This is a genomic window from Methylobacterium sp. P5_C11 (genome assembly GCF_054049775.1).
Genome location: NZ_JBFULS010000008.1, coordinates 1 through 18,008 on the forward strand (window position 1 = coordinate 1; position 18,008 = coordinate 18,008).

14 protein-coding genes are annotated in these 18,008 nt (G+C 69.4%); 5 read left to right on the plus strand and 9 right to left on the minus strand.

Annotated elements, in window-relative coordinates:
- Window positions 1-114 precede the first annotated feature (114 nt).
- Together ACXJKQ_RS06650 and ACXJKQ_RS06655 are read left to right on the plus strand one after the other, a co-directional pair.
- Window positions 115-1,761, plus strand: coding sequence for a HAMP domain-containing methyl-accepting chemotaxis protein (locus ACXJKQ_RS06650; protein ID WP_457104978.1), 1,647 nt, complete (start codon window positions 115-117; stop codon window positions 1,759-1,761).
- Window positions 1,762-1,821: 60 nt separating this feature from the next.
- Window positions 1,822-2,757, plus strand: a complete 936-nt coding sequence (locus tag ACXJKQ_RS06655; protein WP_457104979.1) for a substrate-binding domain-containing protein — start codon at window positions 1,822-1,824, stop codon at window positions 2,755-2,757.
- A 120-nt stretch (window positions 2,758-2,877) separates the two neighbouring features.
- On the opposite strand, the gene ACXJKQ_RS06660 is transcribed toward ACXJKQ_RS06655, so the two are convergent.
- The gene (locus ACXJKQ_RS06660) at window positions 2,878-3,690 is read right to left on the minus strand and encodes a universal stress protein (protein ID WP_457104980.1); all 813 of its coding nucleotides are present in this window, start codon (window positions 3,688-3,690) and stop codon (window positions 2,878-2,880) included.
- A 191-nt stretch (window positions 3,691-3,881) separates the two neighbouring features.
- Here ACXJKQ_RS06660 and ACXJKQ_RS06665 point away from each other — a divergent pair, with 191 nt between their 5' ends.
- Complete coding sequence (locus ACXJKQ_RS06665; RefSeq protein ID WP_457104981.1) at window positions 3,882-5,324, plus strand: cytochrome ubiquinol oxidase subunit I; 1,443 nt, start codon at window positions 3,882-3,884, stop codon at window positions 5,322-5,324.
- Window positions 5,325-5,329: 5 nt separating this feature from the next.
- On the plus strand, window positions 5,330-6,343 hold the full coding sequence (cydB, locus tag ACXJKQ_RS06670) for a cytochrome d ubiquinol oxidase subunit II (RefSeq protein WP_457104982.1): 1,014 nt from the start codon (window positions 5,330-5,332) through the stop codon (window positions 6,341-6,343).
- A 120-nt stretch (window positions 6,344-6,463) separates the two neighbouring features.
- Here the strand turns inward: cydB and ACXJKQ_RS06675 are convergent, their stop codons facing one another.
- From ACXJKQ_RS06675 to ACXJKQ_RS06710, 8 genes are all read right to left on the minus strand, one after another.
- Entirely contained in the window at window positions 6,464-7,288 is an 825-nt protein-coding gene (locus tag ACXJKQ_RS06675) for an alpha/beta hydrolase (RefSeq protein ID WP_457104983.1), read from the minus strand.
- A 182-nt stretch (window positions 7,289-7,470) separates the two neighbouring features.
- Entirely contained in the window at window positions 7,471-8,769 is a 1,299-nt protein-coding gene (locus tag ACXJKQ_RS06680; protein ID WP_457104984.1) for a hypothetical protein, read from the minus strand.
- Window positions 8,766-10,565, minus strand: a complete 1,800-nt coding sequence (locus ACXJKQ_RS06685; protein WP_457104985.1) for an alpha/beta fold hydrolase — start codon at window positions 10,563-10,565, stop codon at window positions 8,766-8,768. The genes ACXJKQ_RS06680 and ACXJKQ_RS06685 overlap by 4 nt, the downstream gene beginning before the upstream one ends.
- Window positions 10,555-12,990, minus strand: a complete 2,436-nt coding sequence (locus tag ACXJKQ_RS06690; RefSeq protein WP_457104986.1) for a glycosyl hydrolase 2 galactose-binding domain-containing protein — start codon at window positions 12,988-12,990, stop codon at window positions 10,555-10,557. The genes ACXJKQ_RS06685 and ACXJKQ_RS06690 overlap by 11 nt, the downstream gene beginning before the upstream one ends.
- A gap of 8 nt (window positions 12,991-12,998) precedes the next feature.
- Entirely contained in the window at window positions 12,999-13,970 is a 972-nt protein-coding gene (locus tag ACXJKQ_RS06695) for a DUF1839 family protein (RefSeq protein WP_457104987.1), read from the minus strand.
- A gap of 5 nt (window positions 13,971-13,975) precedes the next feature.
- Window positions 13,976-14,932 carry an amino acid--[acyl-carrier-protein] ligase gene (locus tag ACXJKQ_RS06700; protein WP_457104988.1) on the minus strand — a complete coding sequence of 319 codons (957 nt, stop codon included), beginning with the start codon at window positions 14,930-14,932 and terminating at the stop codon, window positions 13,976-13,978.
- Window positions 14,932-16,095: an acyl-CoA dehydrogenase family protein gene (locus tag ACXJKQ_RS06705; RefSeq protein ID WP_457104989.1), complete on the minus strand. Its 1,164-nt coding sequence runs from the start codon at window positions 16,093-16,095 to the stop codon at window positions 14,932-14,934. Before ACXJKQ_RS06705 ends, ACXJKQ_RS06700 begins: the two co-directional genes overlap by 1 nt.
- On the minus strand, window positions 16,092-16,346 hold the full coding sequence (locus tag ACXJKQ_RS06710; RefSeq protein WP_457104990.1) for an acyl carrier protein: 255 nt from the start codon (window positions 16,344-16,346) through the stop codon (window positions 16,092-16,094). The genes ACXJKQ_RS06705 and ACXJKQ_RS06710 overlap by 4 nt, the downstream gene beginning before the upstream one ends.
- A 385-nt stretch (window positions 16,347-16,731) precedes the next feature.
- On the opposite strand from ACXJKQ_RS06710, the gene ACXJKQ_RS06715 reads away from it, so the two are divergent.
- Window positions 16,732-17,820 (plus strand): acyltransferase family protein, encoded by a 1,089-nt coding sequence (locus ACXJKQ_RS06715; protein WP_457104991.1) that lies wholly within the window; start codon window positions 16,732-16,734, stop codon window positions 17,818-17,820.
- Window positions 17,821-18,008 lie beyond the last annotated feature (188 nt).

Here is an 18,008-nt window from a genome sequence, read left to right on the forward strand (position 1 = left end):
TTTTGATATTTTATGTTCACAGAGATATAAACCGACTAGCCAGAAACCGGAAGATTTTAAACGGAATATTTTTGCATGGATTTATATAGAAGATATCCATCCAGATTGAATTCCATGATAGTTATTTTTGCGTTGACGATGTTTTGTTTTACTGCCGGAATCGCCGCCTTTTCGGTCAACCGGATCGGCCAGATCGGTTCTGCAAGTCGCTTGTTCGACAGTGAGATCAAAGCCGTGGCGGTCCTCGGCACCATCAGGCAGCTGAGCCAGGAGTTGCGTACGCTCGCGGTGTTGGCGCAGGTCGCGCCGTCGGAGGAGGCGCGGCGGGACAGTGTCGGCCGGACCGAAAAGGCCCTGGACTCCGTATCCACGGCGTGGACCGAGTACGCGCCGATGGTGACGACAGCCGAGGAGCGGGATCTCGCGCAGAGCCTGTGGGAGGCTTGGCAGCACGTCCTGGCCGCCGCGGCCGAGGCGGCCGCCCTGGACCGAGCCGGGGAGCGCGACCTCGCCGACACTGTCCTGACCACGGTGTTGCAGGTGGACGCGGAGACCTTCAGGCGGGCGGCAGACGCGATGCTGACCTACCGCCAAACCAGGGCTTCTGAAAGGCGGGCGGCCGGCGATACCGCCGGCCTGACCGTCCAGCTGGAACTCGCGATGGCCGTCTCCGTCGCCGCCCTGGCCGCCCTGGGGTTCGTCCGGATCGTCCGGCGTCGCGTCATTCGACCGATTGCCGCGACAACCCGTGCCGTGCAGCAACTAGCGAATCACGACCTCATCGGTGCCGTACCGGCGGCGGTTCACGGCGACGCGTTATGTGCCATGGCGGGCACCCTGGAGGCCCTCAAGGAGACTTTGCTGCACAACCGGCGCCTGGAGGCTGAAGCGGTCCGCCTGCACGCGATCGAGGAGCAGAGGCGCGAAGGCGTCGTGCGCGAGATGACGGAGCGTTTCGAGGCGACAGTGGGAGACATCGCGGGAGCGGTCGCGTCCGTGGCGGAGGCCCTGCGCGGCACGGCCAATCTGGCCGATCGAGCCGTCGGGCCTGCGGCGAGCCAGTCGGCGATGGCGGCCGGTGCCATCGCGGAGACCCGATCCCATCTCCGGCGGATCGCCGCTGCCGCTGGGGAATTCGGTTTCGCGGTCGACGCGGTTGGGCGCCAGGCCGAGAGCGCGGCCGCCATGGCCGGCGGCGCCGCAGCGGAGGCGGAGCAGACCACGTCCCGCGTCCAGGCCCTCAGCGGGGCGGCCGATCGGATCGGCGACGTGGTTCGGATGATCGCCAAGATCGCCGCTCAGACCAACCTACTCGCCCTCAACGCCGCGATCGAGGCGGCACGGGCCGGAGAGGCCGGGCGCGGCTTCGCGGTTGTGGCGGCCGAAGTCAAAACCCTCGCAGGGCAGACCAAGCAGGCCACCGAACTGATCAGCCAACACGTGGCCGAGATCCAGGGATCGACCGCCGAGGCTGCATCCGCGATCACGGGTATCACCGCCCGGATCGCGGATATGAGCCGGGCGGCGGACGCCATCGCCTCAGCGGTCGAAGAACAGGGTGCCGCGGCTCGGGAGATCGTGGAGACCGTCACGAAGGTCGCCGACGGCTCCGGCGTTTCTGGCACCCCGAGCGTCGAATTCGCGGACGGCTCTGATCTGATGGCGGCGAGCGTCCTGAGCGCGGCGAGCACACTCTCGCGGGATGCCGAGCGTCTCGGCAACGAGGTTGCCGTCTTTCTCCAGGGCATCCGCGCCGCCTGAGCCGACCGGCGCGGCGACAAGGACGGGGCAGGATCGATGGGTCAGACAAGTCGATGGCGCATGAGCGGCCTGATAGGCGGAGCAACCCGCGCGGTAGCCGTCATCTTCGCTTGTCTGTTCTGCGCGATCCCGGCATCGGCGACCACGATCGCCGTCGCGATGGCGCCGCCCGTAGGCTTAACCCGGCTCCTGCACCGCGGCCTTGAGGAGCACGCGTCGGCGCGGGGCATCGCGCTGGACTTCGCCTACGCGCCGGACGGCGCGGGCGAGCAGCAGGTCGCGCAGGTCCGGAGCTTCGTTGCCGCGAAGGTCGACGCACTCCTGGTCATGCCCGTGGATCGGTCGGCCAGCGATGCCATCACCCGCTTGGCACTGGAGGCCGATATCCCCCTGGTTTTCCTCGAAATCGGCGCCGAGACCGCATGGGCGACCGGGCGCGTCGTCGTCGTAGCACCAAACGACCTCGTCGCCGGCCGTCTGCAGATGCGCAAGCTCGCACAGATGCTGAACGGGACCGGGCGGGTCGCGATCCTCACGGGCCTCCCGTCTCGTCCGGGATCGATGCTCCGCACCAGGGGCGTCAAAGAGGTCTTGACCGAATTCCCGAGCCTGCGCCTCGTCGCGGAAGCGGCGGCCGCCTCAGACCGGACGATGGCCAGAGCCGTCGTCGCCGGCTGGCTCGCCAGGGGGCTTGCCGTCGACGCCATCGTCGCCGGCGATGACGCGATGGCGCTCGGCGCCGCCGAGGCCGTCGAGGCCGCCGGGACCCCGGCAGGCCGGACCCTCATCGGCGGCGTGGGTGCCACCGCCGACGGTATGCAGGCGATGCAGACCAAGCGCCTCGCCGTGACGATCTACCAGGATGCGGTGACGCAGAGCCGCCGGGCGCTCGACGATGCCCTGGCGCTCATGAGGCACGAGCCGGTGCCGCATGTCGATTGGGTGCCTTTCGAACTCGTCACGGATCGGATGTCGACGACCCATTTCTCCCGGTAGTCCGGCTGTGCAGCATCGAACGCGCGCGTGTTCCTGCATCGCCCCGGGCGGCTTCAGGCTCATCGATCCCCGCGGGCTCGGAGGGCGCGCCGGAGCTTGAGCATCGCGATGGTCGGCCCGTCAGTGGGCCATCAGGCAGCAGATGGCGGTCTCCTGCAGGATCTCGCGGGTGGCCCCACCAAAGGCCCATTCCCGCAGGCGTGCGTGACCATAGGCGCCCATGACGATCAGATCGGCCTGCTGGTCGCGGGCGAATCGCAGGATCTCGTCGCTGTCGTTCCCCGCCGTCGTCAGCAGATGCGTGGTGACGGACGCACCGTGGAGCCTCAGATGCGCCGCGACCTCCTCGATCCCCTCTGAGCCCGCACCCTGTCCGGTCGTGACGACGAAAACCTGTGCGCTGGACCGCAAGAACGGAAGAGCCCCCGAGATGGCCCGGCGCGCCTCCAACGTGTCCTTCCAGGCAACGACGATGCGCCGGCCCGGCGCATCCGTGACGTCAGACGGGACGACGAGGACAGGCCGTCCCGCCTCCATCAGGACGGGGGCGACGGCCACGCCGAACGGGCTAGGATCGAGCACGGTCGGTCCGGTCCGACCGACCACGAGCAGGTCGGCGGCTCTCGCCTTCGCGACGAGGTGGGCGAACGGTCGATCGGTCCCGCCCGACCATGCGGTCCGGGATGCCTCGGCGGCGCAGCGGGTGAAAATCGCCTGCGCCCGCTCGAGCTCCTGCAGGATCGTCTCCTTGAACCGGTCGTACTGGCGCGCCGCATCGCGGATGTCGTGGGCGAAGAGCGGCACCGGCACCTCTGCGGCGGCGGCGCCGGTCAGCGTGGCGTCGAAGCGACGGGCCAGGGCGGCCGCGAGACGGACACGGTCGGGCGCCGCCTCCGAGAAATCCACGGAAACCAGGATGTTGGCGTAGCACATGGTGGGGTCCCCTCTGCCCGCAACTGGAGCGCAGCCAGGGAAATGTCGATGGCGGTCCGGGCTGCGGCCTTGATTCAGCGCAAGTGCCCGCGCCGACGCGAATCCGGTTTCACGGCGCCGGCTTTGCGCTGAATCAAGGAGCTGCCTCCTGCGCTGCGGCAAAGCTGATCCGTCCGCTCCTGGAGATCGCGATGTCAGCTCTCGAACTGCCGAGCGCAGTCAATCTCGCGCGCGCCCAATTCGCGCTCACCGTCGTCTGGCACTTCCTCTTTCCTGCATTCACCATCGGTCTCGCGAGCTACCTCGCCGTGCTGGAAGGCTTCTGGCTGCGGACCGGCCAGGCCGTCTATCTGGACACCTACCGATACTGGCTCCGCATCTTCGCCGTGGCCTTCGCCATGGGCGTCGTCTCGGGTCTGGTCATGAGCTATCAGTTTGGCACGAACTGGTCGGTCTTCTCCGACCGGACGGCGCCAGTGCTCGGCCCCCTCCTCGGCTACGAGGTACTGACGGCCTTCTTCCTCGAGGCCGGCTTCCTCGGCGTCATGCTGTTCGGCCTGGAACGGGTCGGTAAGGGGCTGCACTTCCTGGCGACCTGCCTCGTCGCCGTCGGCACCCTGACCTCCGCGTTCTGGATCCTGTCGGCCAATTCCTGGATGCAGACGCCCACCGGGCATGTCGTCGGGCCGGACGGGCGCTTCGCTCCGGCCGACTGGTGGGCGATCGTGTTCAACCCGTCCTTCCCCTACCGCTTCGCCCATACGGTCACAGGCGCCTACCTCACCACCGCCATGATCGTCGGCGCCGTGGGCGCGTGGCATCTGCTGCGGAACCGGGCCAATCCGCGGGCGCGACTGATGTTCTCGATGGCCATGTGGATGGCGGCCGTGGTGGCACCGGCCCAGTTGGTGATCGGCGACCTGCACGGCGGCAATTCCTACGAACACCAGCCCGCCAAGGTCGCCGCCATGGAGGGGCATTTCGACACCGAGCGCCGCGCCCCCGCGATCCTGTTCGGCTGGCCGGATGCGGAGGCGGGCGCCGTGCGGGACCGGATCGGCATCCCCGGACTGGCCAGCCTCTATCTGACCCACGACCTCGACGGCGAGGTCCGCGGCCTCAAGGCCATGCCGCGGGACCAGTGGCCGACCAACCTGCCCCTGGTGTTCTGGTCGTTCCGGATCATGGTCGGCCTCGGCCTGTTGATGATCGCCCTCGGTCTGGCCGCGCTCTGGCTTCGTCGTCAGGGGCAGCTCTACGACACGCCCTGGCTCCACCGCTTCGCCGTCGCCATGGGACCATCCGGTCTCATCGCCGTCACGGCCGGGTGGACGGTGACGGAGGCCGGCCGCCAGCCCTTCACCGTCTACGGCATGCTTCGCACCGTCGACAGCGTCTCGCCGGTGGCCGCCCCGGCGGTCGCCGCCTCGCTGGCGGCCTTCGCGGCGGTCTACCTCGCGGTGTTCGGCGCGGGCATCTGGTACCTCCTGCACCTGTTCGATCAGGTGCCGCACGCCCACGAACCCGGGCCGCCCCCGGGTCAACCGATCCGCACCGCCGGCATCACGCCCGCCCCCGCCCTCGTCTCCGGCGGGCAGAGCGCCGGCCGTCCCCTCGCCCAGCCCGCGGAGTAGGCCCGATGTCCGTCGATCTCACGCTCATCTGGGCGCTCCTCATCGCCACCGCGGTCTTTCTCTACGTGGTGATGGACGGCTTCGACCTCGGGGTCGGCATCCTGTTCCCGGCCTTCCGCGGGAAGGCGGAGCGGGATGTCATGGTCAATACGGTCGCCCCGGTCTGGGACGGCAACGAGACCTGGCTAATCCTCGGGGGCGGTGGGTTGTTCGCGGTGTTTCCGCTGGCCTATGCCACGATCCTGCCGGCCCTCTACATGCCGCTGATCCTGATGCTCCTGGCGCTCGTCTTTCGCGGTGTCGCCTTTGAGATGCGCTTCCGAGCCGCCACGCCGGGAGCCCAGAGCGCCTGGGATCGCTCGTTCTCGTGGGGCAGTTACGTGGCGACGTTCTGCCAGGGCATCTGCCTCGGTGCCCTGGTGCAGGGGATCCGGGTCGAGGGCCGCGCCTACGCGGGCGGCTGGTGGGACTGGCTGACGCCGTTCTCGGTGGTCACGGGGCTGGCCTTGGTGGCGGGCTACGGCCTGCTGGGCGCCTGCTGGCTGATCTGGAAAACCGAGGGCGAGGTCCAGCTCCGGGCCTATCGGTGGGCGCGTCCCCTCGGCATCGCCACCCTGGCGGCCATCGCCGTCGTGTCGGCCGCCATGCCGATCCTGAGCGAGGCCTTTCGAGCCCGCTGGCTGTCCTGGCCGAACGTGATGATGGCGGCCCCGGTCCCGGCTCTGGTCGCGCTGCTGGCGTGGCGTTTCTTCGTCGCCCTCGATCGGCGGGCCGAGGTGACGCCGTTCCTCTGCGCCCTGGGACTGTTCCTGATGTCGTATGTCGGCCTCGGGATCAGCCTCTGGCCGATGATCGTCCCGCCGACGATCACGATCTGGGACGCCGCGACCCACCCCAGCAGCCAAGCCTTCCTGCTCGCCGGCGCCGTGGTGCTGGTGCCGATGGTTTTGGTCTATACCGGCTACGTCTACTGGCTGTTCCGCGGCAAGGTCGGAGTCGGGGCACCGGGTTACCATTAGCCCCGTGCCAGATCGCGGTGCGCACGGCGGCCGGACCTGCACCCGCGCAGCCGGTCTCCAGCAGACCGGTCGCCGTCCGGCCTCGGAGCATGGGCTCGGGCGCCCCTAGGGTGCGTGATGTCACGGATCGGCGTGCGCGGCGGCAACGAATTGCGCGACGTCGTCGGCGACCGAAAGGCTCAGATCGAACGGGAAGCTCATGGCGTGGATGAGCTGTCCGTGGCCGAGGCCATCGTAGACCTTCGTGGTCTGATGTCCGTCGTAGGCCTGCAGTTCGCGCGCGAGCGCCAGGGTTCCGGAGGGATTCACATCCAGATCCGCCGCCCCGGTGAGCAGGAGCATGGCGGGATGTCGACCCGCGGCATGGTTGATCGGCTGCAACGTCGGATCGCTGCCCGCGAAGACCTGACGATCCAGGGGTTGGGTCAGCGCCGAACTCGCATACGGTCCCGCCAGACCAACGATGCCGGCGAGCTTCACCGGACTTGAGCCGGCGTGCTCGAGCCAAGTCGGGTCGAGTCCCAGCATTGCCGCAGCCCAGGCGCCCGAGGAATGGCCGGCGACGACGACACGGCGGGCGTCGCCGCCGAACTCGGCGGCGTGCGCGAGAGTCCAGGCGACCGCGGCGGCGTTGTCGGCAAGGATGTCCGCGAGACCTACGGCCGGGACGTGCCGATATTCGGGGATCACGACCACGAACCCCCGGCGCGCCAAGGCCGCGCCGACATAGGCGACCTCGTCCTTGGATCCGGTCCGCCATCCGCCCCCGTAGAGGAAGACGACCACCGGGCGCGCTCCCGCCGCCGTCGAGCGGTAGATATCGGCCCGATGCTGAGTTCCCTCGGCGTACGCAACACCGGTCTGCACGTGGACTTCGAGCGGTGCGAGCGCGTTCAAGACCGCCAGGGTCAGGCCGATGATCTGATCCCCCAAGTAGCTCAGCATGAGATCGATGTCCGTGATCGTCGATGATGCGGACGGGCGTCTCGGCCTGCGGCGGCCCATCGGTGTCCGATCTGCCTGCAAGCCTTCAGAGGCTCGTCCACGCGGTGCCCCCGATTTCAGAAGTGACGCGATCCATCAGTGCGGTCGCGGACCACGCCGGCTCCGACCTCCGGCGCGATCCGCTAGCTCAGTTCGACCACCGCGAGCCGATCGGTGACCTGGACCGAAAAGCGCCTGTCGGCGGGAAGGGCGACGACGCTCACGCGGCCGTCGTCGTCGAAACGGTGAAGGCGCACCTGCCGCGGCTGACGCGAGAGGCCGATCTCGACAGATCGGGCGTGCACGTCCGGACGGACGGTGCGGCTCCGCCGATCCCATCCGTCGAGGCCCAGCCAGACGGGGATGAGCGTCGCCCCGTCCCGCCGCACGAAATGTCCGGAGACGAGGTCGGGGACGGCGGCGGACAGCGAGACGTCGCGATCGGCCGGGACGGCGTCACGCTCGCCGCCCGGCGCGGCGAAGAGGCGGACGAGGTTGCGCACCGCCGCGAAGGCCGGGGTCGGCCGCCCGTCGTGGGCGATGAGACCGAAATGGCTCTCGGGGTCCGTGTCGCCGCGATCGAAGCTGGAAATCAACTCGTACAGGTAGGTTCGGCGGATCCCCTGCAGGTAGCTCCACAGGAGCAGCCGCGGCATGTACCGGGCTCGGAGACCCTCCGAGATCGGAAGGTGGGCGCTGCCGGTGGTGAGCGCGGTGTGATAGCCGGTCTCGGTGGCGATCATCGGCGCGGCGCCGAAGACGGGCCTGGATGCGGCGACGAAGCGGGCGAGGCTGCCGCCGGCTTCCGTTTCCGGATGTTCGGCGCCCGGATACGGGTGAATATTTCCGAGGTCGACCACCGCCGCGAGGTTCCGCGCCGCCGCGACGTTGCCCTGAATGTAGCTCGGGCCGGCAACCTGCACACCCCGGAACCGGGCCTCCGTCCGCACCGCGCGGAACAAGGCGGCTTGGTGATCGGCCGAGAGGCGCGCGCGATCCGGCCCCGCGGCCACGGGAGGCTCGTTACCGCCCTCCGCCACGATGAGCCCGTCACCGGCCCACCGGGCGATCTCGGCAAACCGATTCGGTGGCACCCGCGGCCCCGGCGTAAGCCCGTCATAGAAGATCAGGCTGAAGCGGAAGCCGCGACCTGCCAGGGACGCGATCCGTTCGAATTGCCCCGCCGGCTCGTCGCCGGTGAGCACGATGTCGTCGCGCAGGTGACGAATGCCGAGTTCGTCGAGGGCGCGGGCGCAGTCGGCGAATCGGTCGACATAGGGGCTGCCGCCATGTCCGAGATGAACGTTGACGCCGATCGAGTCGATCAGGTCCTCGCATCGGTGCAGCGGAGCGGCGGCGACCGCGCGGTCCGCCGCCAATGCGCCGGCCGTCAGGGCACCCGCCGTCAGGACGAGCGCCGAGCGGCGTGTGAACCAGGTCACGTCCGGCTCGCCAAAGTGAGGAACGGACCGGATGCGGCGACATCCGCCCTGTCGGGTCGGACCGCCTCGGCTCGCTTGACCGCCCGGAGCAACTCGCGCAGCGCCTCCTCGACCCGGATCTGGGCTTGGCGGGAACTGAAATTGTGGTCCGCATCCGGTACGATCGTCACAGGCGCGCCGAGGCGCCGATCCGCCCGGCCCGGCGAGCGTCCCAGCCGGCTGCGGACGGCCGCGAGGCCGGGGTCGCCCGCGCTGTAGAGCAGGCGGATCTCGGCGCCCCGCCGGCGGAGGGTGGCGATGCGCCGGGCGGGAGAGCCTCCGGGTACCCCGGGGCGCCACGCCCGGCGCAGGCGCCGGATCGCGGCCTCGGCGCCGCGCCGGACCAAGGCGCTGCCGATGGCGTGGATGCGGATCTGCCCACGGATCAGGCGGCGCCATGTCGCCCCCTGCGTCAGCAGCGCCGCGTAGGTCGACGCGCTGCCGAAGGTCTGACGGATCACCCGGTCGAGATCCTGATCGGGGTCCCAATCGAAACAATAGAGGTTGAGCAGCAGCGCCCCGTCGACCCGCCGGTCCCGCCAGAGGGCGTGGAAGGCCGCGTAGGCGCCGCTGCAGCCGCCGACGAGCAGGATCGGGCCACCAGCACCGACGATCCGGTCGACGGCCGCGACGACATCGGCGAACCCGTCGGGGGCGAAGAGGGGCTTGCGATCGTCGGAGCGGTCGTCGCTGTCGCCGATGCCCAGGGAGTCGAAGCGGAACGAGGCCACCCCGTCCGCCGCGAGGCGTCGGGCGAGATCCGTCGTCTGCCGGCCCCAGCCGGAATGGACCGTCATGCCGGTGCAGACGAAGACGACGGTGGGCGCGCCGAGATTCGCTCGATGCGGCCGGCAGCGGATCCCGAACCGGCCCTGTGCGAATTGGATCGCCTCCTCCTCCCAGGCCGGACCGCTCATGCGGGCCGGGCTCGGGCCGATGACAGGAGTGCAGCCGGCCGTGGGCTCCCTCACGCCGTCCGTCGCGAAGGCGACCACCTGCGCGAAGTCCGCCGCCGGGACTTCGGAGAAGATCGGGTCCGCGACGAGCGCGGCGAGACCCGGGAACGGTCCGGTCGCGACGGCACAGCCGAGCCCGCTCAGGTGGCCGGCCAGCGCCCGGGCCTCCGCCGCGAGGAGGAGGATGTGGCCGGCCGGCGCCCGTTCGAGCCGCGGGAGCGACAGGTCCGCGAGGTCGCCGAGAAAGGCGCGACCCATCCGGAAGCCACCAACGGTCAGACCGTCCGGCTCCTCCCGTGGGGCCGAGCCGTCCGGAAGGCGCCCGATCGTCTTGGCGCGCAGCCGCATCTCGCGCAGGTACGCCCGCCCGGTCGCCACCGGAGCCAGCAGGACGAGGCGGTCGACAGCCTCGTCCCGGGCCGCCAGGGCCGCGAAGGTCGCCCCCAGGCGAAGGCCGACGAGAACGACCTCCGTCACGCCGGCCGTCGCGCGCAAGAACCGCACGGCCTGGCCGATCGCTGCGACGCAGGCCGCGACGCGCGGCTCTTCGAGGTCGGCCGAGTCGCCCTCGCCTGGGTAGTCGAAGCGCAGGGTCGGGCAGCCGGCCACGGCAAGATTATCGGCCAGCGCCCGCCAGGGCCGGTACGCGGCCATCTGCTCGAAGCCGTACGCCCCGCAGAGGACGACGCCGCGCCGTCCCGCGGCCGGATGAAACCAGCCGAACAGGCCCTCGAACGTCACCGGTTTTGGGCCGCGCAAGCCCGAGGCGGCTGCCCTCTCGGAACCGACCTCATCCGTCATGTCCGAATTCCACGATCTCGTTGCTGTTGATCGCGCGGAGGGACCCGCGCGGAACCTGGGTCCTGCCGGCAAAGGTGATGATCCGGGTCGCTCCCGGCGCGAGGTGGAACCCGTTATCGCTCGGCTGCGCCGCCGAAGTCCGGACCTGGACACTGCAGGCGAGCCGCTCGGTGCTGACGCGCAGGGCCGGACCGTCCGCCGTCGCGACCGGCTCGGCCCGGAGGCCGACGACCGCGCGGTCGGTCGGGCGACGGCCCGGAAAGTGGAAGCTCTCGGCAATGAGGCGTGCATCGGTTCCGGTCAGCCGCGCGTGCGCCACGTCGTGGATCCGAGGCCCGAAGCGGTAGCTGTGGGTGGCGTCGAAGAAGCGGCCCAGCAGGTCGGCGGAGGTCAACGTGACGGCGGCCCGGGCTCCGACAACGATGGCGCGCTCGGCGCGGGCCGCGACCCGACCGCCGGCATCCGACAGCGTCAGAGCGACGGTGAGCGCTTGCATCGCCGCGGTCTCGTTGAGGACGTGGAGGTGCAGACCGTCGAGTCCCTCGTCGGTGATGAGGATCTGAACGGGTCGGAAGGCGCGCTTGAGCGCGTACCACGCCGATTTCGGGTGCTGCGTCCGATCGATGACGCCCCAGCCCGAACCGGGTCCGAGGTCGCGCAGGGAGAGAACCAGTCCCCCCGCAGTCTGCGAACGCGGCCGGCGCCACTCCGCAAAAGTCGCCTCCATGACCTCGGCCACGGCGGCGCGGCCGAGTTCGAGGTAGCGCTCCGGATCGCCGATGCGGAGCGCGGCCGGATCGACGCCGTAGAGCAGGCCGACGTAGTGGTCGCGCACGGTCTCGAAGTCCCAGTCGGCGCCCCGATCCCGCGGGATGCCGGCCGACCAGTCCGGATCGATCGGCCCTGCGGGACCGGGCGTGCCGGGGTCGGGCGGGATCGCGAAGGCGAGACACTCGCTGGCGAAGCCTACCTCTGCCCGGCGGGCATCCTCGAGAGGGCGACGATAGGCGCCGACGCCGAAATAGTGGGTGCAGCCCGCCCGCGGCGAGAAGGGCAGATCGCCGCCGGACGGCGAGTTCGGCAGGACGATCAGGTCTGGCCTCAGGGCCGCGGCGAGCCCCGGCAGGGTCGCCGTGCAGAAGGTGTCGGCCCAGACGGCGCGTGGCGCGCCGAGCATCGCGGCCTGCTGCCAGACCTCGCTTCCGCCGCAGAGCACGCACAACGACGGCGAAGTCTGGGTCCGGTCCAGAAACCCCGTCACCTCATCCGCGAGCCGGGCCGCGAAGGTGGGGTCGTCGTGCGGGTAGTCGAAGTTGGCGAGCATCAGGTCCTGCCAGACCAGGATGCCGCGCTCGTCGCAGAGTTCGTAGAAGTTTGAAGCCGGGTAGAGCGTCGTGCCGGGGACGCGCAGCATGTTCATCCCGGCCTCTCGGGCGAGGTCGAGCAGTTCCGCATCCCCCTCCGTGCCGAGACCGACGAGATCCGGCGGCATCCAGGTGGCGCCGCGGCAGAAGACCGGAACGCCGTTGACCGCGATCGACAGGCCCTCCTCGAAGGGCCGGGACAGCGATAGGGTCCGGAAGCCGACCCGACCCAGGTCGACGCGCGTGCCGTCCACGGATGCCGCGACCGGGTAGAGATGGGGGATCCCGTGTGTATGCGGCCACCAGGGCGCGATGCCGGGCAGCGCAAGCGCGCCCGCGAACAGCCCGGGCTCGATCTCCTCGAGGAACGCCTCGCAGCCGTCGCACAGGAGCGCGACGGATCCGGCCGGCCCCTCGATCCGAAGACGCGCCGTCAGCCGACCCGTGTCCCCGTCGAGGACCGGGCGCAGATCCGCGGCCGCGACGCGGGGGCGCAGGGCCTCCACGGTGATCGGCCGGTAGGGGCCGACGAGGTCGATCTCCGGACACCAGCCGGGCATGAACCCGAGGACGCTGGTGCGCAGGTGGCGCAGGGATCCCGGCGTGATCATCCGCGGCCGCCAGCGCCCGCGCTTGGCCGGACGATCGAGTTCGGCCTTGAGCGCGCGGAAGCACAGGGCGAGGTCGGACGCGGCACCGAGTTCGGCCTCGACGACGTGCTCCTCGAACATCGAGCGGGTGAAGAGGATCGGCACGCCGTCGAGCCAGACCTCGGCGAGCGTTGCCAGCCCCTCGAGGCGGAGCCGGACCCGGCCGTTTCCGGCGAGCCGGGTCCGATACCAGACGTCGCGGTCGTGGATCGGCGTCGGTGCAGCCTCGTTCCAGCGCCCGGCCGCGCGGAGGGCGGCGGCAGCGGTGCCCGGCACGGTGGCGGCGATCCAGTCGGTCACCCCATCGAGATCCCCCGGACCGGCACAGGCGCCGGGCTGCGTCATGGCGAGGTGCCAGGGCTCGGACGGGATCTCGTTCCCCCGGTCGCCGACGCTGAGGATGCGGGCCATCGCGCCGCTCAGCCGCCGAGGACGCGGTCGAGCGACGCGAAGACGCGGTCGTAGGTCGCCGCGAGGCGGTCAAGGCGCGGCGCCAGGCCCTCCGCCGCACGGCGGTGGAAGGCCCGGGCGAGCTGGAACTGGAAGGCCTTCGCCTCGCGGCTGAGGTCGGCAGCGGCCGCGACGGCATCCGAAAACCCGCCGGCGTCCCGGGATCCGAGCCACGCGAGGTGACTGGCGAGCATCTCGAAGTTCGCGCCGAGCTGGCGGGTCGTATTGAACGCGTAGGCGTGGAAGACGCTGAGCGGCCGGCCGACCAGGTCCGGGGCCGTCGCGGCGAGCGTGTCGCGGAAGGCCAGCACGGGATTGCGCCGGGGCGCCCGGGCGCGATGCCGCGCGAGGAGGTCCAGGGCAGCGCCCGTCAGGTCCGCGGGATTCAGGGGCGGTGCCGCCGTCTTCACGAACTCGGCGTAGGGCGGCAGCGTCGCCGGCCCGAAGATCCCGGTGTAGTCCGCCCCCGAGAGGCGGAATCGGCCGGCATTGTGGAGGTAATCGAGTTCCCTCGCCGCCGGATCGAGCGCCAGGATGCCGATCGTCGTCTTGGCGTGCTCCCGGCCGTAGGTGGTGCCCCGCGTATCGGGGAGATAGATCGCGTCCACCTCGACGAGGACGGGCCGGCCCGCCTCCGCTTGGATCAGGGCCTGGGCCTCGAGGCCGGCGTAGACCGCGAGTTCCAGAACCTCCACGCCGTAGAGCCGTTCGAGGTCGGCCGGCGGCGGCTTGAAGAACGTGAACTGGTCGCCCTCGAAATCCTGCCGCAGGGTGAATCCCAGCATCGCCTCCGGCGCGAGGCCGCGGATGTGCAGCAATTCGATCCAGAGATCGACGTAGCAATTGGTTTCCGGCCAATCCCGGCCGGGATCGTGGAGGGGGTGCGCAACATGCTCACCCGCAGCCCCAAGACCCTCCGGAAGGCGCAGCGCGGCGGTCACCGCCCTCAGCCCCACAGCTCGGCGCGCACGGCTTCCGGCCACGCGGCAAGGTCCAGGCCGTGGTGGCGCAGGAGCGCCAGGGTGATCCGCTCCAACCCGAATCCCACGCAGGCCGTATGGGCGACCCCACCCTCGGCCTGACGCAAGTCCCAGGTGCTCCCGAAATGATCCTGGTGGTAGTTGAAGCTGAGGCAGGCTGTCGGCTTGTCGACGCTGTTGACCGGGACGTTCAGCTCGAACTTCAGGCCCTGGGCGCGCTGGTTGTTGGCGAGCATCCGCCCGGCACGCCCGAAGAACGGATCGTTGGCCGCGTCGATGGCGAGGGGCAGGCCGAGGGCGCGGATCATCGCGGTGCCCCGCTCGAGCCAGGTCTCGCGGAAGGCCAACACCTGTTCGGGACTGCCCATGCGCACGTATTCACGCATCCGGAAGAGCTGCATCCGCGTCGGCTCGAGCGAGGGCTCGCGGCGGAAGCAGTAGGATTGCAGGTCGAACAGGCGGCCCGCGGCGGGCAGCGCGCCCCGGGCTGCGGCGACTGGGTAGACCGGGTAGCAGGCCGCGGGCGTGAGGACGACGTCGGTCGCCGCCTGCTGGCCCGTCCAGTCGGTTCCGGCCTCGAGACAGGCGAGGATCTCGGCGTGGCCGCCCGGGTCGCCGCAGAAGCTATGCACGGTCCCGGCGAGGTTCGGGAAACCCTTCAGGTAACCGCTGCGCTCGAAGGCCGGCCGGCTCATGGCGGGCGGGAAGCGCAGCACCTCGGCCTCCTCGGCCGCGCCGAGGCGCGTGATCATCCGGTCCAGGGCATCGACGACGCTCTCGAAGTCGCCGCTGCGGCCGTAGAGGCCGTCGACGCCGGTACGGATCAGGAGCCCATGGTCGAACAGGCGGTCCAGGAACGTCGGACCGCCGTCCTCCTCGGCTTCGAGAAGGACTTCGCCGGGGGAAGAGGAAAGCGATTCCATCACGCGCTCATGAGCTGGCCGCTGCCCTTCTGCACGAGCAGAAGCTTGGCGGTATTGGCGAGGATCCGATCGTTGCCGATCATCAGCGGCGCGGAGAGAACGTCGCGCAGCGGCCGTCCCAGGCTGTACGGCGTGTCGTTCCGGTATCCGGCGAGCCCGACGATCGCGAGCGCCCGCCGCACGATGTCGACCGCCATGTCGGAGACGGTGACCTTCAGATTGTTGAGCATGACGCAGAAGCCGAGGGAGCCGATCGTGTCGACGTCGCCATGCGCATCCTCGAAGCGGCGCAGGGCAGAGACGACCGCGCTCCGCATGGCCTGATGCGCGTTCGAGACCTCGGCGAGGCGCAGCGCCGTGGGCGGCACCTGACCGGGCCGGCTCCGGGCCTCGGCCTGCACGAATGCGCGGGCGCGATCGAGCGCGTAGGTCGCGATCCCGTACCAGACGCTGCTCCACAACAGGTGCGAGGAGGCCAGCATCGACTGGGCGGCGATCTCCGCGAACGGCTTCGGAAGGATCTGCTCGACCGGGACGTTCCGGGCCTCTAGGCGATAGCCCTCGCTGCAGGTCCCGCGCATGCCGAGGGTATCCCAGTTGCCGGTGCGCACGAGGGAGATCTGATCGGCCATCAGCGCCACGAGGACCTGATCGGACGTCGCGGCGTCCGGATGGCGCCGGGCGGTGGCGAGGATCAGGTCGGCATGGGCGCCGTACGAGATCACCGACGCGTCCTTGCCGAAGGCGAAGACCTCACCGGTCGTCTCCACGGCGCAGAGGCTGTTGCGCAGGTCGCCGCCGATGCCCGCCTCGGTCGTCGAGGACGCGACAAGCAACTGCTCACGCGCGATCCGCTCCATCAACTGGCCATGCCATGCGCTGTCGAGCCCGTGCGTCACGAGGCTCGACACCTTGATGTGGTGCATCGCGAAAACCATCGCGGCCGCGCTGCAGGCTTGCCCGAGCGTGCTGCACAGCTCCGCGATCTGCGACAGGCCGGCGCCCTCGCCGCCGAACTGCCCGGGAATCTGGAGACCCAGAAGACGCTCGGTCTTCAGGGCGGCGACCGCTTCAGCGGGGAAGCGGCCCTCGCGATCGACGGCGTCGGCGTGGCGCGCCGCCACCGCCGCCGCTCGCTCACCGCGCCCGGCCAGGGTGCTCATGCGGCTTCCTGCCGAACCAGGGACGAGACGGCTTCGCGGATCGCGCGGATCGTCGAGAACGACTTGCGATTCAGCAAGTCGTCGGGAAATTCGATGTTGAAACGCTCCTCGAGCGCCAGCATCAGCTGCACCGAACCGAACGAATCCAGCCCGAGATCGAACAGGCTGTCGTCCTCGGTGAGTTGATCCGCCTTCCCGGCGAACGCTTCGTTCGCGGCCAGGATCTCTCGTATGTCTTGGGCGATGTTCAAGGCGCTACTCCTAAATCCAGCGATCAGTACGCTATTGAATGGATCGGCCGTCCGTCAAATTATCTATTGATTAATAGTAAATAAGCGCCGGCGAATGATCGCAGGGGGCTGCGCGGCACACCGATGCGGACCGGCGGCTGCCAGGACCACACTCTCCGACCCGGAACCTTTACAATCGATTTCCAGCGCCGGATTTCCCGGCTGCACGCCCTTTAACTTTTCAAAATAGACAAATAATGCGTGTGAACACGTCGAGAATCATGAATTCTATGGGACCGCCCATTTAGGACGATTCAGAAGTGTTCGTGACGCGCGGGGGCGGCATCGGCCATAAGGCGGCTCCGCCCATGCCAGGCGGCCTCCCACAACGATCGGCCGGCGCGCCATGATCTACAATCTGCAAATCCTGCGCGCCGTCGCGTCGTATCTCGTGTTCCTGACGCATTTCGGCCTCTACGTCGGTCCCGTCCTGCCGCGGCCGGATCTCCTGGCCTTCGGCGCTTCGGGCGTCGACGTGTTCTTCGTCCTGTCCGGCTTCATCATGTTCGTGAGCACCGACGGACGCGGCGAGCGCCCAGGCGGATTCCTGCTGCGCCGGGCTTCGCGCGTCGTGCCGGTCTACTGGCTCGTTACGATCGGACTGGCCTTGATCGCGCTGACCGGGCTGAAGCCCATCGGGATCGTCACGTTCCAGCCCGACTATCTCATCCAGTCGCTGTTGTTCCTGCCCTTCTCGAGGGGTGGGTACATCGAACCGCTGAACTCCGTCGGCTGGACCCTGAACTACGAGATGTTCTTCTATGTGGTCTTCGCGGGACTGCTGCTCGTGCCGACGCGGGCCGGGCGGGCGCTCGGGGCGGCCTCGATCTTCCTGGCGCTGATCCTGCTCGGGCTGGTGCCGGTGCCGGGACTCTACTGGGCTTACTACACCAAGCCGATCGTGATCGAGTTCGCCGCCGGCATCGCGCTCGGCTACGCCTATCTGCATCTTGGTGCCCCGGCTGCCGGCTTTCCGGTCCGCCGGGTGGCGGGCGCCGCCCTGGCGGCGGCCGTGGTGCTCGTCCTGGGCGGTCAGGTCGTCGCCGGTGCGCTCGGCCTTGAACCCGAGCTGAGCGGATTCGCCCGGCCGCTTGTCTGGGGCTCCGCGGCTGTACTGGTCGTCGGAGCGATGCTGCTCCTGGAGCGAGGCGGCGTGGCCCTGCGCTCGCGCTGGCTCCTGTCGCAGGGGAACGCCAGTTACTCCTTCTATCTGATCCACAACCTGATGCTGCATACCGCGGCCAAGCTCGCAGCACCCCTCGCGGCGCCCGGCTTCGGGCGCGCCGCCCTGATCTTTGTGATGGCATTCGCGGCTTCCGCGGCGATCGGCGAATTGCTGTTCCGCTCCGTCGAGACCCCGATGATCGCCGCCCTGCGTCGGCTCTTCACTCGGCGCTCGCGCACAGCCCCCCTGCCCGCGGCTCTCGCTCCCTGATCGGCACCGCTTCGGGGTCTATGCACGGGATTGCATCGGCCGGGCGGCTTCGCTCCCCGGGAGAGATGCCGATGCCATCGTATAGTTAACCCTAATGATTTACAAAAATTAAGTTTACAGCGCGTGTTGTCGACCTAATCGACCGCTATTTCGAGCCTATCTCAGCACATTGACCTCTTCTTTATGGG